The following is a 17,472-nucleotide window of genomic DNA, read 5'->3' on the forward strand; positions in this document are numbered from 1 at the left end:
TTAACTTCAATGTTGGCGTTTTCTGAAAACATTTATAATTCATAGATACTCCTTTTAATATTTAGTATAATTTCCTCAAAGTAATATTTTTAACTGAAATTAAATAAAGTAATCACATTACAGATAAGTTTTATCTACAATTTGAAAGCTGTTGGAATTCCAACAGCTTTCATTTTTATTACTTCACAATTAAATATCCAATCATTGCTTTATGCCCACTTCCGCAAGGAACTGAACATTTGAATTTATAAATGCCACTTTTTTCTGTAGTAAATTCTATAGTACTTATTTCTCCTGGATTTATAGTCACATCAATATTCATCTCTTTAAGCATAAACCCATGTGTAACATCCCGGGTTGTAAAATTCAACTTAACCTTTTCCCCGGAATTTACAACTATATAATCTGGTTCAAAGGCAAAACTATACGCTTCTACTTCTATAACCCTTACACCATTAATAATTTCACCAATTACCTTGTGATCGGAGGGATTGATCTTTTTACCATCATTTTCACCAGAACAGCTAATAAAAATGAATGTTATAAAAATAACCCATAATATCCTTTTCATTTTTTCACCTCCTGATAATAGCACAAAATTTATCTCTCAAGATTTTTTACTCACCTAGTTTCATGTGTTATATTTTCAACAGGGAGTTTGCAAAATCCTTGAGGAGCAACATCCAGGGCACTGTTGAATTTACTAGATAAATTCTGAAAGGCTATTAGGCCGGTTAGTTCAACTATGCCATCTTCATCAAAATATTTCTTAAGATCGGCAATCATCTCGTCAGTAACCTCCTTATCTGAGTATGTCACTGCTTCGGTATATTCAAGAACAGTTCTCTCTTTGTCATCAAAGAGGGCAGACTCCCTCCATTTTTCCAAATTCTCAACTTTATCCATTGAATTAGTTAGTTTAGCCAGCGTAGAGGAGTTTATGTCAACACAAAAACGACACCAGTTTATTTGAGAAACTCTTACTGTTACTATAGATCGGATCACAGGGCTTATAGGGGATTTTTTTCTTATTAATACTCCGTAGAGGACTGCCACAGCTGCAAAAAGTTTTGGTACTCTTCCCCAGAGAAGACCTGGAACCAGAACTTTTCCGTATCTCTTTTTTTGACTCCAAAAGAATGGTTTTAAAAATATTGGATAGTCTCTTAATTCTTTTACTGAGATTCTCATAAGCATTCTCTCCTTAAAGATAGCGTTAATTTTATTACATTGGACCGTACTTATAAATTTTGACTTTATCCAAACTAAGACATCACTTTGTACAAGGGAAAATTCAAATCTAATCAAATATAGCAATAGGATATTTTTTACGGGTGGTGTTATTATGAAAAAAATTACCTTACTTAAAATAATTAATTTACTTCTTTTAACAAATTTTATATCCATTGTAGCCGTGGTATTTCTGAGAAGTTTAATGCCTCCAGAAATATTTTATCTGATTCACCCGAAACTAGGATATTCATTTATATTTTTGTTATTTTTTCATGTTGGAATGAATTGGAACTGGATAAAATCAAACTTTTTAAAAAGAAAGAAAAAGTAATATTAGTGCTTTTTCTTATCTTCTTCTTTTTTATCGGGATCACAACAGTGCAATTTACCTTCCCCAAATTCTTCTATATTGGATTTTTCTATTTTTCTTATAAGTCTGCTAAAAAATCCTCTCTTTTCTTTTTCCTCTTTAGAATGACTTTCTATAACCTCTATGGAAAGAACCTTATATCCTTCCTCTTCAATTGCTGACTTAATCAGATCATCCTCAATTTCACCGGAAATAAAGGCTGCCTTTTCATCAAGAGAAACTTTGACATCTTCTACTCCCTCTATAGATTTTAGTTTTTTCTCGATGGTTTCTAAACAATGACCACACATCATACCTTCAATTGCTATCTTTTTCATTTAATACACCTCCTAAAAATAAACTATTTATAAATTTTTAATCATAAACTTTATTTTTATGAACTTAAAAATTTATTCTTATTCCTACTCCTTCATCATATTCAGAGTGCACATTTGCTATAAAAGAAAGCCATTTCCTATACCGGTATTCCAACTCCAATAGATGTTCTCCATCAGTATCCAATTCCCAATTGAACTGAAGCTTGTCTGTGAGTTGCAGTTCACTAGAAAGTTCAGCTTCCAGATCTCCGTCATCATAAATTTTTACTTCGGACTCTATAAGCAGGGGAAGAAGATATTCCACACCTACAAATCCCCTGTTATCTATTTCCCCGTCTTCATCCTCTTCAAAATTAAAACCAGTAATTAAAGATAGATTTCGGTTTATATACCTTCCGTATTGTATATCCATTTCATGCTCTCCCTCATAGGATACCTCTCCCATTAGAGAAAAAGTGTTCTTTGAATTAAATGCTGTGAGATTAATATCTGAATAGTTTGTATAAACAGAAAAGTTACCTTTGTAAAACCATCTTCTGTCCCAGGAAAGCTTGCTGGATAAATCCTTGGAAAGCTCTTCACTGTCATAGCTTATAATCCTTGACATCCCAGCCTTCATATGATAAAGATTATGACAATGAAAAAACCAGTCCTTTTCCTCATTTGCTAGAAACTCTATCTCTATAGTCTGCATTGGAGGTACATCTACAGTATGTTTCAAAGGAGAGTGGGTTCCATGCTTGTTTATAACTCTAAAAAAGTGGCCATGCAGGTGTAAAGGGTGATGCATCATGGTCTCATTTTTAAGGATGAACTTTACCCTTTCTCCCTTCTTTATAAGGATTTTATCACTATCTGTGAGAGCTTTATTGTTAAATGTCCAGATATAGTTTTCCATATCTCCAGTAACTCTTAATTCTATAACTCTTTCCTCAAGGGTTTTACTGTATTCTGTGGATTCCCTTGCCTTCAAGAAATCATAATATTCTGATTTTTCAGGCATCTGGTGCATAGTGTGTCCCATATCACCTTCAGCCATCTTCATGGCTGTAGAATCATGAACTTTGGAGGATTCCATCATAGAAGTCATACCATCCATTTTATCCATATTAGTTTCTTCTATCATCTTGCCTTCCTTATGCTCTGCCATTTCCACAGAAATTTTGCCTATGTGCAAACTTGCTTTTCCAGTATTATCTTGAGCAGTAGCTACAAAAACTCCTCCAGATTCTACTATCACATCATAGGTTTCTGCCACACCTATAAGTATTTTATCCATTCCTACAGGCATTACATCTATACCATCAGCGGCCACAACCTCCATATTTCCCTTTGAGTAGGAGAGGTTAAAGTATGTTGATGCGGCTGCATTGATTATTCTTAATTTTACGGAAGTTCCTGTTGGTATATTTCCAAGGGATATCTCTTTTTCCCCATTTATTAAATAGGCATCATACCCAACATCTGATAGGTCCATGGGCCCCATTCTCATGAGGGCTCCATTAATTCTTTCTTTTATCCTTCTCTCTTTTAAAACTTTTTCCCAGGACTGTACTCTATTTCTTTTAAGAGCATAATAATCTCCGTCCTTCTTCAAATTTTTTAATATTTTCACCGGGTCTTCATCTGTCCAGTCGGATACTACCACAACATACTCTTCTATCTTCTCTTCTTCCTTTGGATGAATTACGATACTTCCATATACACCGCGCTGCTCCTGTAATCCTGTATGAGAATGATACCAATAGGTTCCTGATTGTATCAATGGAATTTCATAGGTGAATGAAGTTCCTGGAAGTATGGGAGGGGTGTTTAGGTAAGGAACCCCGTCTTGATCATTTGGTACAAGCAGACCGTGCCAATGTATAGAGGTCTCCACATCCATATAATTGTTAAATGTTACTCTAAGAATGTCTCCCTCTGTAAATTCAAGAGTGGGTCCCGGGATTCCTCCATTTAATGTCATGGCCTTTACAGGATTCCCAGTAAAATTTACTTCTGTATAGGCTATGTCAACTTCATATTCCACTAATTTAGAGAAACTAAAAGTAAAAATTACAATATATAAAAGTATTGCCCAAATCTTCTTCATTAAATAGACCTCCCTATAATAAAATAATTTTTATATACTTCATTTATTATTCAATTAAAAGTTTAGAAGTCCTTTTGTGAATATTTAATCCAAACAGTTGCTTTGATCATTGATGCTATTTTTTAGTATTAATCAAATTTAACACTTTGAAAATAATACTAACTACTGTCACAATTTCGTCACATTCATAAGGTATTTATTTGTATACCAAGGAGGGTGATAATTATGAAAAAATTTTTAATCGCAGGATTGTTGGTTGTATCAGTTGTAGTTTTTGCTAGAGGCTATAATAACTACAGTCACATGTATGATTCGCACAGATATGAAACTGGAATTAATCAAAACTTAACTCCTGAACAAAATGAAAAATTAAATGCTTTAGAGAAAGAGAATTACAACAATAGAAGAAGACATGCTTTAGATATTCAAACCAAAAATTTGGAAGTTCAACGAATGATGAATGAGGATAAGATTGACTGGGTAAAAGTTGAAAAAATTAATGGTGAAATTGCTGATATTCAGGCAAGGATGAGGACTGAATCAATGAAATTTAACAGACAAGCTTATGACATAACAGGTTATGAACATATGAACAGAATGAGCGGAGTGAGAGGATTTTGTGGAAGAGACAATATGAGCAGAAGAGGGCATATGTATTAGATTCTGATTTTATTCTATAGTTGTTAGTTTCTAAAAAGACTTCCTTTTAATGGGAAGTCTTTTATTTTTTCCCTCTTATAAATCGGGCACATATATAAATTATAAGTGTTGGAAGAGTAATCCATTGAATAATCGGAATAATTCCGATATGAGTACCAGGAATAAGGGGCATATATTCTGAATACGACCAAGATTCTCTTATAACTACATTTAATATTTCACTATATGCGGTATATGATGCCCCCAAGACTGTAACGGCTAAATAATCTTGTTTTGACGGGTCGAAAAACCACATATTGTTCTTTTTTGCCAGAGACCATATCACCATAGAGACACCTAAAATCATTATATCGCCTATTGTGCAGTGAAATCTATACCATACAATATAATTTATTTTATCGGTAATATCTTGAAAAAAAGGGGTTTGAAGCCACTCCCACATTCCAAATATAACAAAACTGAAAAAGAAAAAAACCATAAAATATTTAATTTTTTTGATCATAATATCAGCCACCATCCTAAGTATTTATAAACGAATAGTATATGAAGGTGGTATATATGTCAAGAATGGTTATTATAAATATGGTGTTTTAGCTATATTAAGGACTCCTTATTATTCTTTAAGTATTGAGTTTTAGGATATGCTTCTTAATAAATATATTTTCTTTAGGTGTAGAGGGATTGTATGGATAAACAGGTCTTAAAAAACAAAATGGGGTAGGCTCTTTAGGAGCTTACCCCATACTTTATTTTACCTAAGAATTCTTATCCATCATTTTGCACTTCTTACCTTTACCCATCATACCATCCATCATTTTTATACCAAATTTTTCTTTCACTTCAATTTTAAACTTTAGCATCTCTTTTTCTTTGTCAGCTTGAAGTATAGATTTTTTATCTATAAGTCGAGCTATTTTTTTAGAATCAGATTTTTCATTTAACATCTCTTTTTGAATTTGAATATTAATTTCTTTTATATCCAGCATAATGTTTTTTGTTTTAGACATATGTTTTTCGTGAATAGCATGATATTCTTTTTGCTGCTCAGCAGAAAGGTTATTAATTTGATTCATCATTCCGGATTTTTTTGTATTTTCTGATTTTATTTCTGTCTTATTGTGAGCTGAGTGGTCAACTGAAGCAGAATTGGCAAAAGATGTAGCCGAAAGTGCAAGGATACCTATTATTAACATTTTTTTCATTTAAATCACTCCTATTTTTATATTTTTTTAGTTTTCTTTCTTTATGAAAAAATGATAACATTTGTTTGTGGCCTAAGTATGGCAAAAAATAATTATTTAAAAAACTATACGATTATAAAGTGAAAAAAAGTGCAGTGGATTGGTTTAATAAAAAATAAAAGGAAGGTAAACAAAATGAATAAAAATATACTCATAGTAGAGGACGAGAAAGAACTTGCTTTAATAATTGGAAAGTCTATGGAAGATGACGGGTTTAATGTAAAAATTGCACATGATGGTGATAAGGCTATGGAAATATTTTATGATGATAAACCTGACCTTGTTCTCTTAGACATAAATCTTCCTAAAAAGAATGGGTGGGAGATATGTAAGGAAATAAGAGCTGTTTCTAACATTCCTGTTATAATGATGACGGCCAGAGATAGTGAGCTTGATGAGATACAGGGGTTGGAACTTGGTGCTGACGATTATATTACTAAACCTTTTAGCTTAAAATTGATTTCAGTCAAGGTGAAAAAACTTCTTAAATTGGAAAGAGATACTTTTTTCAGAATAAAAGACCTTACCTTTGATTTTAAAAGCTATATTCTTACGATTGATGGAGAAACGATAGATCTTTCAAGGCGTGAGGCTCACGCTTTGGAATATTTCTTCAAGCATAAGGGGATTATACTTTCAAGAGAAATTCTTTTAAATGAAATTTGGGGTTTTGATTTCTTCGGAGATGAAAGGGCAGTGGATACACTCATAAAACGTCTCAGGAAAAAATTAGGGAAATATAGTGATTATATAAAATCAATAAGAGGTGTGGGTTATGTCTTTAACGAAAATCAGAATTAATTTTTTTAAGAGAGTTTTCCTATATTCTATTCTGATAGTCCTCACTACAATATCTGTCAGCACTATTTTCAATGTATTTTTTCTCGATAAATTTTATATACATAGAAAAGAACGGATTATGCTTAAGGTTGTAGGAGATTTAAAAAAATACTCAAGATTTAAAAATAATGAAGAATTAGAAGATTACATATATCAAGTGAAGGAGCTTGAAGGAATCGAGATAAGTATAATTAAACCTGGACATATGAATATGATGGGAAGACCACTTATGATTGTAGGTTCAAATCCTCCAGATAAGAAATTTAAATTGACTAAACTCAAAGGTATTGGGGCACTGATACTTTCCTATCACGAAAAGCTTCCAGATGGAAATAGAATTATTGTAAGTACCTCCCTTTCTGTAATGGAGGCTCATAAACATGAGATAAATCTTTTTAATATCCTGACTGCCTTTGTTGCTCTGTCTTTTTCATTAATTGCAGGAGCTTTTTTTTCAAATAGGATAACTTCAGATGTCAGGCTTTTAAGTAAAAGTGCTGACGAGATATCAAAATTGAAATTTCCTGAAAATATAGAAATAGATAGAAATGACGAAATAGGAGATTTAAGCAGAAGTCTAGCAATGATGTCTGATGAACTTAAACTTTCAATTAACAGCCTTAGATCCTTCGTATCTAATGCCTCTCACGAGCTTAAAACCCCAATATCAGTATTATGTACCCATGCCCACGCACTTGTAGTGGGACAAGTAAAAAATGAAGCTGAAAAAAAAAGGTACCATGAAATTCTGCTTAAGAAAGGACTGGAAATGAGGGAAATAACACAAAACCTCCTAACTATTTCTAAACTTGATACTCCTAACTATCAGATAAAAAAAGAAAAAATAGATTTGAAATCTCTCATAGAAGATTCTTTAGAAAAATATGATTTTTTGGAGTTTGAGAAAGATATTAGTATTGTTGTAGATATAGGAACGAATGAAGTCATTGGAGATTCTAACCTTCTAAAACTAGCAACAGACAATATAATCCACAATGCTCTAAAGTATTCTCCCAATAGAGGGGTGGTAAAAATCTATGAAGAAAAAGGTTGTCTCTGTATAGAAAATCAGTCAGAAGTGATTCGGTCAGAAGAGATTGAAAATTTTTTCCAACCATTTTACCGTGGAAAAAATGCGGAAGATTCAGAAATAGAGGGAACAGGATTGGGGCTTTCCATAGTTAAAAAATCTTTGGATCTAAATAATATTCCATTACAAATTGTTTGGAAAGAAGGTAAATTTATATTTAAGATATTTTGCAAAAATATCATTGATTCTCCTAAATAGAAAAATTAAACAACTTTAAGTCTGTTTTTTATACCCACAATCCAATTTTGCTGGTATATCTATAAGAGTAGATTTTGTTAAAATGGGGTTACGCCAGGAAAATGAAATATACAACGCTAAGGAATTTTTCCTGACGGGACCCCATTTTAAATATTTTTTTTGAGATTACATTTCTATTATTTTACTGCACAGTACCTCAGCATCTCTGCTATCATGAGTTACAAGAATTGTAGTTATTTTTAACTCTTCTAATACTTCTAGTATTTCTAATCTAACACTTTCCTTTAGACCTTCATCAAGTGCTGAAAAAACTTCATCAAGAAGTATAATCTTAGGACTGGTAACAAGAGTTCTGGCTAGGGCTACTCTTTGCTTTTGACCCCCGCTAAGTTCATGTGGATAATGGTTAAAAAGAGAATCTATATGCAACATCTTAGAATATTTATTTAACAAATTTTCTTTTTTACTGTTTTCATATTGTGAAATGCCATAAGAGATATTCTTTTTAACATTTAGGTGTGGAAATAATGCAAAGTCCTGAAATACATATCCAAACTCCCTTTTATAAGATGGAAGATTGGTAACATTATTATTATCAAAAAAGATATTACCAATGCTAGGTTTTTCAAGACCAGCAATCAATCTGAGAAGTGTACTCTTACCACATCCAGACGATCCCTTAAGAGCAACTCTTTCACCTTCTCGTACTTCCATAGAAAAGTCTTTCAAAATTTTTTTATTTCCATAACTAAAATTAAGGTTGTCTATTTTTAACATTTCTTCCTCCTAATTCTAAATAGAGAATCATTAAGCTACATACTCCTACAATAACAAGAGATGGAATAGCTGCAACTTCTATCATTTCATTTCCAGCATATCTATATATTTCAGTAGAAAGAGTTTTGAAATTAAAGGGTCTCAAAGTGTAGGTCAGTGTCAGTTCTTTTATCAGATCTATAAATAACAGAATAAATACAAATTTTGTAGGCTTCTTAAGCAGTGGAAGGTTTATCCTTACGAATGTTCCTAAAAAATTATGACCAAGTGTTTTTGAGGCATTAAATATATTAGGATTTATCTTATCTAAAGTATTTGAGTAGTTTGAAAAAGCCACAGATATAAATTTAATTACAAGAGCTATAATCAGTGCTGTTCTTGTATTCATCAACACAAGCCACTCAATATGAAATAAATTATATATACTATTGTCTAAAGACAGAGTAAAAATATATACTGCCAGAGCTAGTATAAGTGACGGGATTGAGTATCCCATTACTGCAATGGTAGAGAAGAATTTTTTTCCGTTTTTTAGTTGATTTACTATACTTGCAAATATAGTTGCTATGGCAATAATAAAGACTATAGCTATAGACAGAGTGAGTAATGTATTAGAAGTAATATCAAAAAGGTTTAGACCTTCAATGTATGAACTCTTAGCTATAGAAAACTTTATCATTTCATATGCAGGAAGAATAAATCCTAAAGAGACAATAATTCCGAGAAAAATATAGATTGCAAAACTCTGTAATTTTGATGGTTTCTCAGGTTTTATTTTTCTGTTGGAGATACCTTCATATCTCTTTCTTCTTCTGATTAGTTTTTCAACAAATATCATGGCACCAAGGATAAATATTAATATTATAGATACTTTAGCAGCAGTATCTTTTTGTCCTAGACCCATCCACGAGTCTGTAATAACTTTAGATATTGTTGCTACGCCATAAAACTCTACAACTGCAAAGTCAGATAGAGTTTCAAAGATCACAAATAACGTAGACCCTAATATAGCTGGCCATGAAATTGGGAAAATAACTTTTATAAAAGTTTCAAAGTTAGATTTTCCAAGGGTTTTAGAGGCCTCTATATATTCTACCAAGTTGTTTTTGAGGTATGAACGACAGGCAAGATAAATATAAGGGTATAAAAATATCCCATATATAAATACAGAACCTTCCATAAATATTTTATTGGTGAAGATATAACTTAACCATTTATTGGTATAAAATATCGATGAGTAGGTATATGCTCCTACGTAAACAGGGAATGCTAGTGGCAGAGTCAGTAATACCTTGAACATATTTTTAAATTTAAATTCATACATAGTTATCAAATAACTACTTGTAAAACCTAACAGTATAGAAAATATACCAACTTTAAATACCAATTCTAGTGTGTTAAATAAATACTCCCAGATAATCCCCTTGCTTATCAAAACTTCTAGATATGAGCTATTAGGTGTAAATAATAGAGGAATAGAGTCGGATATTGGAAGCAGTATAAAACTAAGTATTAGGCCTAATAAGAGCATTTTTATTAGGCCATCCTCTATTTTAAAAATTTTCATGAATTTCACATCCTTATAAAATATAAAGAGGTGATAAGAGTAATTTTATACCCTTACCAACCTCTTTTGATTTAATCACGTTGAAAGATTATTTTTTAGGAGTGTCCCAGTTGGCACCTATCATGATATTAAGTGCTTCTTCATTATATTTACCTAATAAACTCAAATTGATATCTTGTTCTTTCAGCGTCTTAAGACCTTGTTTATCTAACCATGAAGCAAGAAGAGGGCTTAACTTAGCCTTTGGATTAACAGGAAATTCATAGTTAGTAGCAGAGAATGCTTCTTGTTGCTTTCTCATAGAAAGAAACTCGATCAATTTCACTGCTTCTTTTTTGTTTTTAGCATTTTTAACAACTCCGGCTCCACTAATATTCATATGAACTCCAGACTCTCCATCATTTTGGTTTGGAAAGTAAAGACTAGTCTTATCAGCTACCCCGTAGTATTTTGAAGTGACATCAGTTTCGTTCACAAGTTTACCATAGTAATAAGAGTTGGCAATAGCAATATCACCTTCACCATCTTTAACAGCTACAGCTTGGACTCTATCGTTTCCTTGAGGATTTCTAGCCATATGGTGAACCAAGCCTTCAACCCACTCTGAAGTTTTATTTTTACCATTTAATGCTACAAATGAAGCAACCAGTGACTGATTATACATATTTGAGGAGGACCTAACAAGTACCTTGTCATCCCATCTGGAATTTTTAACTAAAGATTCATAAGTAAGTCCTTTCAAATCCTTAGCTTTAACTCTATCATTTGAGTAAATAAAGACCCTAGCTCTCTTAGTTAACCCAAACCACTGATTATCATCGTCTTGATATTTGGCTGGAATATTCGATTCCAATATAGAACTTTTTACCGGTTGTAAGATACCGGCTTCTTTTGCTTTAGCTAAGTTACCTGCATCTGAGGTCATAAATACATCAGCTAAGGGAGCTCTTCCCTGTTCCTTTATCTTGGTTATACTTATAGCACCCTTATCACTAACAACATTTACTTCAATACCAGTTTTTTTAGAAAACTCCTTGTATAAGGCATCATCTGCATCGTAATGTCTCGTTGTGTAAACATTAACAACTCCAGCTGCATTTGCAACGACTGAAGATAATAGGGCCAATCCAATTAATAGCTTCTTCATGTGAATAAAACCTCCTAAATATTATTGTAGAAATATAATAACACCTTTAATTTTAAAAGTCAACAATTTTGATTATCAAAGCTTATAATTAGAAAGACTTCGTTGTATTAAAAGGTATAGTTTTTTATGCAAGGGTGTTATCATTTAAGTTAATATTATCACCTAGAAACGCCAGTCCAAAATTTTTAAGAGTCATTTTAAAAAATGATCCTGAATCTAGAGCAATTACTTTGTTTGAATATGTAATTTAGGAAACATATTTATTGACTTAATTATACTTATATGCTAACCTTAACAAAAGCAAAAACTTAAAATACATGTATAAACTGTATTTTAAGTTTAGGGTGTTCTAGGGGAGGACGTCATGGAGATAAAATTTAAAATCAGCGAAATCAAATCACTTTCAGATTTTTTAGATATAATTGAAAATCGGATTTTAAAAAAACGGCTCTCGTTTATCTTATTAGAAAATGATACTGGAGAAAAAGACATAAGAAAACTTATCAGAGAGATAAAAAACCATTTTGATATTTTTATACTTGAAATCTCAGATTTTCCAAAGCTGAAATCCCGAATAGACGAGAGCTTTTTTAATGGTTTCCATGGTATTTATTTCAAAAGTATTAAAGATATTTCATCGATCGACATGGGAATTATTGACCATGCCATCAAACTTTTTCCGAAAGGTAGCTTGTTTATGGATTATAACGGTAATGAAATAAGTCAAGTTGACAAAATATTGGAGAGGGAATTAATCCCAGTGTCCACTAATTGTGACCCTATTTTATTAAATTATATTAAAGAAAAAGTTAATGAGAATGGAACACTTTCACGGTATTTGAAGTACGTACCGCTTTTAGATGAAACAGTATGTAGCTATCACATTGGGCATAAGCTTAAAAGAAAGCTTGTTCTTGAAAGTTATAATTTGAGACAGAGATTGATGGTAAAAAGTGTAGAAGATTCTTTTAATTCAAGTAAATTGTAGGTGAGAACTTATGAATAAAAAATATGAAATAGATAAAAGACCCATAGGGCTACTTTTTCTTATAGAATATAGAAATGCAATAATGCTCTTTACAATATTGATGACTTTCTTTTACTTTATAAATAAAAATGTCAATATAACAGAACTTTCTCTTGCTGGTTATCGGGCGATGATCATATTTTTTCTAGCCATAGTTTTGTGGACTTTGAATATTATACCTGTGGTGATAACTTCTCTTCTAATAATGGGTCTATTATCAGTTTACAACGTTCTGGAAAGTAAGGTGATTTATTCTTTTTTTGGAAACAGTTCTGTGTTTTTTATTTTAGGATCATTTATTATTTCAGCAGGTGTAAAGGTATCAGGTATTAGCAGAAGAATTGCTTATGTTGTCCTAGCAAGATATAATAGTAGACCTTTTAGCCTAGTGGCCTCAATTTTTTTTCTTTCCGCGTTTATGTCTCACATTATGCCAGAGCATGCAGTGGCAGCTCTTCTCATCCCTATATTAGGAGATATTAGTGGAACATTTGAAAGAAAAAATGTCCTTAATCAGTATTTATACTTTTCAATATTTTTAGGTTGCGTAACAGGAGGGGTGGTCACTTTTTTGGGAGGAGCTAGAAATCCACTTGCTGTAGGTATATTAAATGAAATGACAGGAAAGAACATAAGTTTCATAAAGTGGTGGGCAGGAGCCTCTGCACCAATTTATGTTTTGATGGCAATGATTCTTTTATATCTAAAAAAAAAGATCAGTTCGGAGATCAGTGCTGGAAAGATTAAGAATAAGCTTGAAATCACAAGTGATTATAGGTTAAAAAAGATAAGCTTTAATGAGATAAAAGCAGCTTCAATATTAATTCTCACAATATTCCTTTGGATCTTTTATAATGAAGAATTTGGCATATCCAACATTGCACTTTTAAGTGCATCCCTTTACTTTGTTTTGAATGTTGCAAAATGGGAAGAAATAAATCGAGAGATAAACTGGGGAGTTCTTTTTATGTATGGAGGTTCCATTGCCATAGGATCTGCATTAAATAGTGTTGGGGTACTAAAGTGGATTGTTGACAATTATCTTTTGAATCTTAATTTTTCAGAGAGTGGATTTATTTTTTTATTGATAACAACAAGTATATTTATGACAGAGTTAATTTCAAATAGTGCAGTCATAGTGATTCTCCTTCCGGTGGCTATCAATCTTGGAACTAAAATGGGTATCAGTCCTGAGCTTGTTACCATGTCAGTAGCTCTTCCATCGGGGCTTTCATATATTTTTCCAATAAGCAGCCCTGTTGTAGCTATGATTTATTCTACTAAGCAATTAGATCTAAAAACTCTTATAAAAAGTGGCTTTGTTCTTAAGATTATATCGGTGATTATTATGTTCATATTTATAAAGTATTATTTTCCATTTATAGGAATATAACAACAGGAGGAAGCAGATGTCAAAAAACATAGTGTGGAGTGAAAGTATAATAGGAAGAAAAGAAAGAGAAAGTATGCTAGGTCAAAATGGTGTTGTTATTTGGATGACTGGTCTTTCAGGATCAGGAAAATCTACAATAGCTAAAAAAGTTCAAGAAAAACTTCATGAAAAAAACAAGTTAGCTTATATCCTTGATGGCGACAACATAAGGCACGGGTTAAATAAGGACCTTGGATTCTCTAAAGAAGACAGGATCGAAAATTTGAGAAGGATAACAGAAGTCGGCAAACTTTTTGTAGACTTAGGGGTTATAACTATTGTCTCTTTCATTTCTCCTTACAGGCAAGACAGAGAAGTTATCAGAAATTCCTTCCTTCCTGGAGAATTTATAGAAGTCTATGTGAAATGCTCTTTAGAGGAGTGTGAAAAAAGGGATGTTAAAGGTCTGTATAAAAAAGCAAGAGATGGCGTGATCAAAAACTTTACTGGAATTGATTCAGAATACGAAGCTCCCATCGATGCGGAAGTCGTTCTAGACACTGAAAATAAAAGTGTAAATGAACTTTCCGATAAACTTATAGACTTTATAACTAATTCATAGGCGGGGTGATAAAATTGGAAATTGTTAAAATTATTACGGATATTTTAATAATCGGAGGAGGGACGGCTGGATGCCATGGAGCAATCCATGCAAAGGGGTTAGATCCTAAGTTAGACGTAGTAATAATGGAAAAAGCTGGAATAAAAAGAAGCGGATGTCTCGCCGCAGGGGTGAATGCAATAAATGCATATCTTCCTGAGGGGGAAACTCCCGAGTCCTATGTAAATTATGTTAAAAAAGAATCCCATGGGCTGATAAGGGAAGATTTAACTTTATCTATAGGGAAAAAAATAAACGATATGACAAAAAAACTAGAGGCTTATGGTTTGGTTTTTTTAAAAGACAAGGATGGCAATTATATTGTCAGAGGAAAAAGAAGTATCAAAATAAATGGTGAGAATATAAAACCAATTTTGGCAAAAAAAACAATTGAAAGCGGAGCTAAGGTGCTTAATAAAGTAATTGCTACAGATTATATAGTAGAGAAAGGACAAATAACAGGAGCTTATGGTTTTTCTTTAGAAATGGATAAATTTTACGTAATTAAGGCTAAAGCGGTAGTATGTACAACTGGTGGAGCCTCGGGAATATATAAGCCAAATAATCCTGTAGAAGCTCGACATAAGATGTGGTATTCACCTTTCAATACTGGAGATGGACTTGCAATGGGCATAAGATCCGGGGCTGAAATGACAAGCTTTGAAATGAGGTTTATAGCCCTCAGGACTAAGGATACTATATCTCCAACAGGAACAATAGCACAAGGTCTCGAAGTTGGACAGATAAACGCCCTGGGCGAAAATTATATGAAGAGATATGAAAACAAATCTACTCCTATGAGGCTTTATGCAAGTATTTTAGAGAATCTTGAGGGGAGAGGACCTTGTTATTTAGATACTAGAAAAGCTACGAAAGATCAGGTAGAAGAATTGAAAAAAGCCTACCTAAACATGTCGCCATCTATAATCCTTAAATGGCATGACGAAGATATTGATATATCAAAAGAACCTGTGGAGATATGCGGCTCAGAACCTTACATAGTAGGTGGACACGGGCAAGCAGGATACTGGATAAAAGATGACAGAAGTACCAGTGTTAAAGGACTTTTTGCTGCAGGTGATGTATGTGGCGGATCTCCGAAAAAATACGTGACAGGGTGTATGGCAGAGAGTGAAATAGCTGTAGAGTCAGCTATAAAATATCTATCAAGTATAAAGATTTCGAAGGATTTTGATAACAATAAGATAGAGTCTGAAATAAAAAAAGTTTTTTATCCGCTTTATAATAAAAATGGTTTTTTTTCGGCGCAGGATATCGAAGAAAAATTACAGAAGATCATGGATGAATATGCTGGAGGAATAAGCGAAAATTACAAAACAAACGAAGAGAAACTTCTGAAAGCAAAAAAGCTTGTAAAAAAACTCGATAAGGATATAGAAAAGATTAAATGCGAAAAACCTCTAGAAGTTCTTAAGTATAATGAGTTGATAAACAGAATATTAGTTGCTAAAGTTGTGATAGAACATCTTATTTATCGAAAGGAAACAAGATGGAAATGCTATCAAGAGAGAAGTGACTATCCTAACCTAGATAATGAAAACTGGTTTAAATTCGTAAATTCAGTATACAATCAAAAAGAGAATGACATTGTAATAATTCAAAGAGATTTTCAAAGGGTGATGTAGATGGCCATAAAAATTGATGCTAAAAGATGTATTGGATGCCGACTTTGTGTAGAAGTCTGTCCAGGAAATCTTATATCTTTGGATAAAAAATTCAAGGCAGAGATATATGATCCTAGAGAGTGTTGGGACTGTACGGCGTGTATGAAGGAATGTCCTGTGCAGGCAATAGAGATGTATCTTTTTCCGGAAACAGGAGGAAGTGGGAGTACTCTTTTTGTGAAAGAAGAAAAGAATATAATGAAATGGCAGATTAAAGAAAATGGAGTCGTTGTAGAGGAGATAGAAGTAAATAAAAAGGATTCTAACAAGTTTTAGAGGGAGGAGCAATATGGATCATTTGGACAGATTAGAAAATAAAAGTGTAAATATCTTAAGAGAGGCGTACAGTCAATTTAAAAATCTTGGGATGCTCTGGTCTATAGGAAAGGATAGTACCGTTCTTGTATGGCTTGCAAGAAAAGCATTTTTTGGTCATGTGCCTATTCCTTTGGTTCATGTAGACACTCATTATAAGATACCTGAGATGATAAAATATAGGGACAGATTTGCAAAAGAGTGGAAAATCGATATGATTTATGGAGAGAATAAAGTTGCTCTGGATTCTAAGCAGACTTATCCAGATGGTAATGTGTCAAGACTTCAATGCTGTAAATTTTTAAAAGCAGATGCTTTGAAACACACTTTAAATGGAGACTGGACTAGATACAGACTAAACCATAAAAAAGGTGTGTATGAAATTGACGAAAACAGGGAAGCTTTCACAGGCGTTATTGTAGGGGTAAGGGCAGATGAAGAGGGGAGCCGTTCTAAGGAAAGATATTTTTCCCCAAGAAATAAAGAAAATACATGGGAATTTGGTGACCAGCCACCAGAATTTTGGAACCAATACAAAACAGATTTCAAGCCTGGGACTCATGTCAGAATACATCCACTTCTTGACTGGACCGAACTAGATATATGGGAATACATTCAAAGGGAAAAAATACCTGTAGTATCACTGTATTTTGATCAAGGTGAAGGCAAAAGATATAGATCCTTAGGATGTTATCCTTGTACCACTCCTGTGGACTCAACAGCTAAAAATGTGGAAGATATAGTCGAGGAACTTAAAACCGGTAAGTTTGCAAATATAGCAGAAAGGTCTGGAAGAGCTCAAGATAAAGAAGATGGTGGAGGCCTCGAAGAACTGAGAAAAGACGGGTACATGTAAGAGTTAATAGAGGAAAAACTTATT

Annotated in this window: 19 protein-coding genes; 10 read left to right on the forward strand and 9 right to left on the reverse strand. The window is 32.8% G+C overall.

The window, feature by feature from the left end:
* Positions 1–178: 178 nt before the first annotated feature.
* Both ILYOP_RS15395 and ILYOP_RS14510 read right to left on the reverse strand, forming a co-directional pair.
* Positions 179–571, reverse strand: coding sequence for a cupredoxin domain-containing protein (locus ILYOP_RS15395; RefSeq protein ID WP_013389233.1), 393 nt, complete (start codon positions 569–571; stop codon positions 179–181).
* A 50-nt stretch (positions 572–621) separates the two neighbouring features.
* Positions 622–1,191, reverse strand: coding sequence for a carboxymuconolactone decarboxylase family protein (locus ILYOP_RS14510; protein ID WP_013389234.1), 570 nt, complete (start codon positions 1,189–1,191; stop codon positions 622–624).
* 154 nt (positions 1,192–1,345) lie between these two features.
* Between ILYOP_RS14510 and ILYOP_RS14515 the strand changes: the two genes are divergently transcribed.
* The gene (locus tag ILYOP_RS14515; protein ID WP_013389235.1) at positions 1,346–1,564 is read left to right on the forward strand and encodes a hypothetical protein; all 219 of its coding nucleotides are present in this window, start codon (positions 1,346–1,348) and stop codon (positions 1,562–1,564) included.
* A 2-nt stretch (positions 1,565–1,566) separates the two neighbouring features.
* Here ILYOP_RS14515 and ILYOP_RS15585 read toward each other — a convergent pair whose 3' ends face one another.
* Both ILYOP_RS15585 and ILYOP_RS14525 read right to left on the reverse strand, forming a co-directional pair.
* On the reverse strand, positions 1,567–1,920 hold the full coding sequence (locus ILYOP_RS15585) for a cation transporter (protein ID WP_013389236.1): 354 nt from the start codon (positions 1,918–1,920) through the stop codon (positions 1,567–1,569).
* Positions 1,921–1,984: 64 nt separating this feature from the next.
* Complete coding sequence (locus tag ILYOP_RS14525; RefSeq protein ID WP_013389237.1) at positions 1,985–4,012, reverse strand: multicopper oxidase domain-containing protein; 2,028 nt, start codon at positions 4,010–4,012, stop codon at positions 1,985–1,987.
* A 225-nt stretch (positions 4,013–4,237) separates the two neighbouring features.
* On the opposite strand from ILYOP_RS14525, the gene ILYOP_RS14530 reads away from it, so the two are divergent.
* The gene (locus tag ILYOP_RS14530) at positions 4,238–4,672 is read left to right on the forward strand and encodes a Spy/CpxP family protein refolding chaperone (protein ID WP_013389238.1); all 435 of its coding nucleotides are present in this window, start codon (positions 4,238–4,240) and stop codon (positions 4,670–4,672) included.
* A gap of 61 nt (positions 4,673–4,733) precedes the next feature.
* Here the strand turns inward: ILYOP_RS14530 and ILYOP_RS14535 are convergent, their stop codons facing one another.
* Both ILYOP_RS14535 and ILYOP_RS14540 read right to left on the reverse strand, forming a co-directional pair.
* Positions 4,734–5,174, reverse strand: coding sequence for a hypothetical protein (locus ILYOP_RS14535; protein ID WP_013389239.1), 441 nt, complete (start codon positions 5,172–5,174; stop codon positions 4,734–4,736).
* A gap of 253 nt (positions 5,175–5,427) precedes the next feature.
* Positions 5,428–5,874 (reverse strand): Spy/CpxP family protein refolding chaperone, encoded by a 447-nt coding sequence (locus ILYOP_RS14540; protein WP_013389240.1) that lies wholly within the window; start codon positions 5,872–5,874, stop codon positions 5,428–5,430.
* 174 nt (positions 5,875–6,048) lie between these two features.
* Here ILYOP_RS14540 and ILYOP_RS14545 point away from each other — a divergent pair, with 174 nt between their 5' ends.
* Both ILYOP_RS14545 and ILYOP_RS14550 read left to right on the forward strand, forming a co-directional pair.
* A complete protein-coding gene (locus ILYOP_RS14545; RefSeq protein WP_013389241.1) occupies positions 6,049–6,714 on the forward strand; it encodes a response regulator transcription factor in 666 nt (221 codons plus the stop codon).
* A 118-nt stretch (positions 6,715–6,832) separates the two neighbouring features.
* Positions 6,833–8,041, forward strand: coding sequence for a sensor histidine kinase (locus ILYOP_RS14550; RefSeq protein WP_222838888.1), 1,209 nt, complete (start codon positions 6,833–6,835; stop codon positions 8,039–8,041).
* A 165-nt stretch (positions 8,042–8,206) separates the two neighbouring features.
* On the opposite strand, the gene ILYOP_RS14555 is transcribed toward ILYOP_RS14550, so the two are convergent.
* From ILYOP_RS14555 to ILYOP_RS14565, 3 genes are all read right to left on the reverse strand, one after another.
* Entirely contained in the window at positions 8,207–8,818 is a 612-nt protein-coding gene (locus ILYOP_RS14555; protein ID WP_013389243.1) for an ABC transporter ATP-binding protein, read from the reverse strand.
* The gene (locus tag ILYOP_RS14560; RefSeq protein ID WP_013389244.1) at positions 8,796–10,385 is read right to left on the reverse strand and encodes an ABC transporter permease; all 1,590 of its coding nucleotides are present in this window, start codon (positions 10,383–10,385) and stop codon (positions 8,796–8,798) included. The genes ILYOP_RS14555 and ILYOP_RS14560 overlap by 23 nt, the downstream gene beginning before the upstream one ends.
* Before the next feature lie 88 nt (positions 10,386–10,473).
* Entirely contained in the window at positions 10,474–11,532 is a 1,059-nt protein-coding gene (locus ILYOP_RS14565) for a Fe(3+) ABC transporter substrate-binding protein (RefSeq protein WP_013389245.1), read from the reverse strand.
* A 364-nt stretch (positions 11,533–11,896) separates the two neighbouring features.
* On the opposite strand from ILYOP_RS14565, the gene ILYOP_RS14570 reads away from it, so the two are divergent.
* From ILYOP_RS14570 to cysD, 6 genes are read left to right on the forward strand one after another with little or no spacing between them, the layout of a single operon-like run.
* Positions 11,897–12,520: a hypothetical protein gene (locus ILYOP_RS14570; protein WP_013389246.1), complete on the forward strand. Its 624-nt coding sequence runs from the start codon at positions 11,897–11,899 to the stop codon at positions 12,518–12,520.
* A 10-nt stretch (positions 12,521–12,530) separates the two neighbouring features.
* Positions 12,531–13,952: an SLC13 family permease gene (locus ILYOP_RS14575; RefSeq protein WP_013389247.1), complete on the forward strand. Its 1,422-nt coding sequence runs from the start codon at positions 12,531–12,533 to the stop codon at positions 13,950–13,952.
* A 16-nt stretch (positions 13,953–13,968) separates the two neighbouring features.
* On the forward strand, positions 13,969–14,553 hold the full coding sequence (cysC, locus tag ILYOP_RS14580; protein ID WP_013389248.1) for an adenylyl-sulfate kinase: 585 nt from the start codon (positions 13,969–13,971) through the stop codon (positions 14,551–14,553).
* Between the two features lie 14 nt (positions 14,554–14,567).
* Positions 14,568–16,238 carry an adenylyl-sulfate reductase subunit alpha gene (locus tag ILYOP_RS14585; RefSeq protein WP_013389249.1) on the forward strand — a complete coding sequence of 557 codons (1,671 nt, stop codon included), beginning with the start codon at positions 14,568–14,570 and terminating at the stop codon, positions 16,236–16,238.
* Positions 16,239–16,553, forward strand: coding sequence for a 4Fe-4S dicluster domain-containing protein (locus ILYOP_RS14590; RefSeq protein WP_013389250.1), 315 nt, complete (start codon positions 16,239–16,241; stop codon positions 16,551–16,553).
* A gap of 13 nt (positions 16,554–16,566) precedes the next feature.
* Positions 16,567–17,448, forward strand: a complete 882-nt coding sequence (gene cysD / locus ILYOP_RS14595; protein ID WP_013389251.1) for a sulfate adenylyltransferase subunit CysD — start codon at positions 16,567–16,569, stop codon at positions 17,446–17,448.
* Positions 17,449–17,472: the final 24 nt, after the last annotated feature.

This window comes from Ilyobacter polytropus DSM 2926, assembly GCF_000165505.1.
GTDB classification, from domain to species: Bacteria; Fusobacteriota; Fusobacteriia; order Fusobacteriales; family Fusobacteriaceae; genus Ilyobacter; species Ilyobacter polytropus.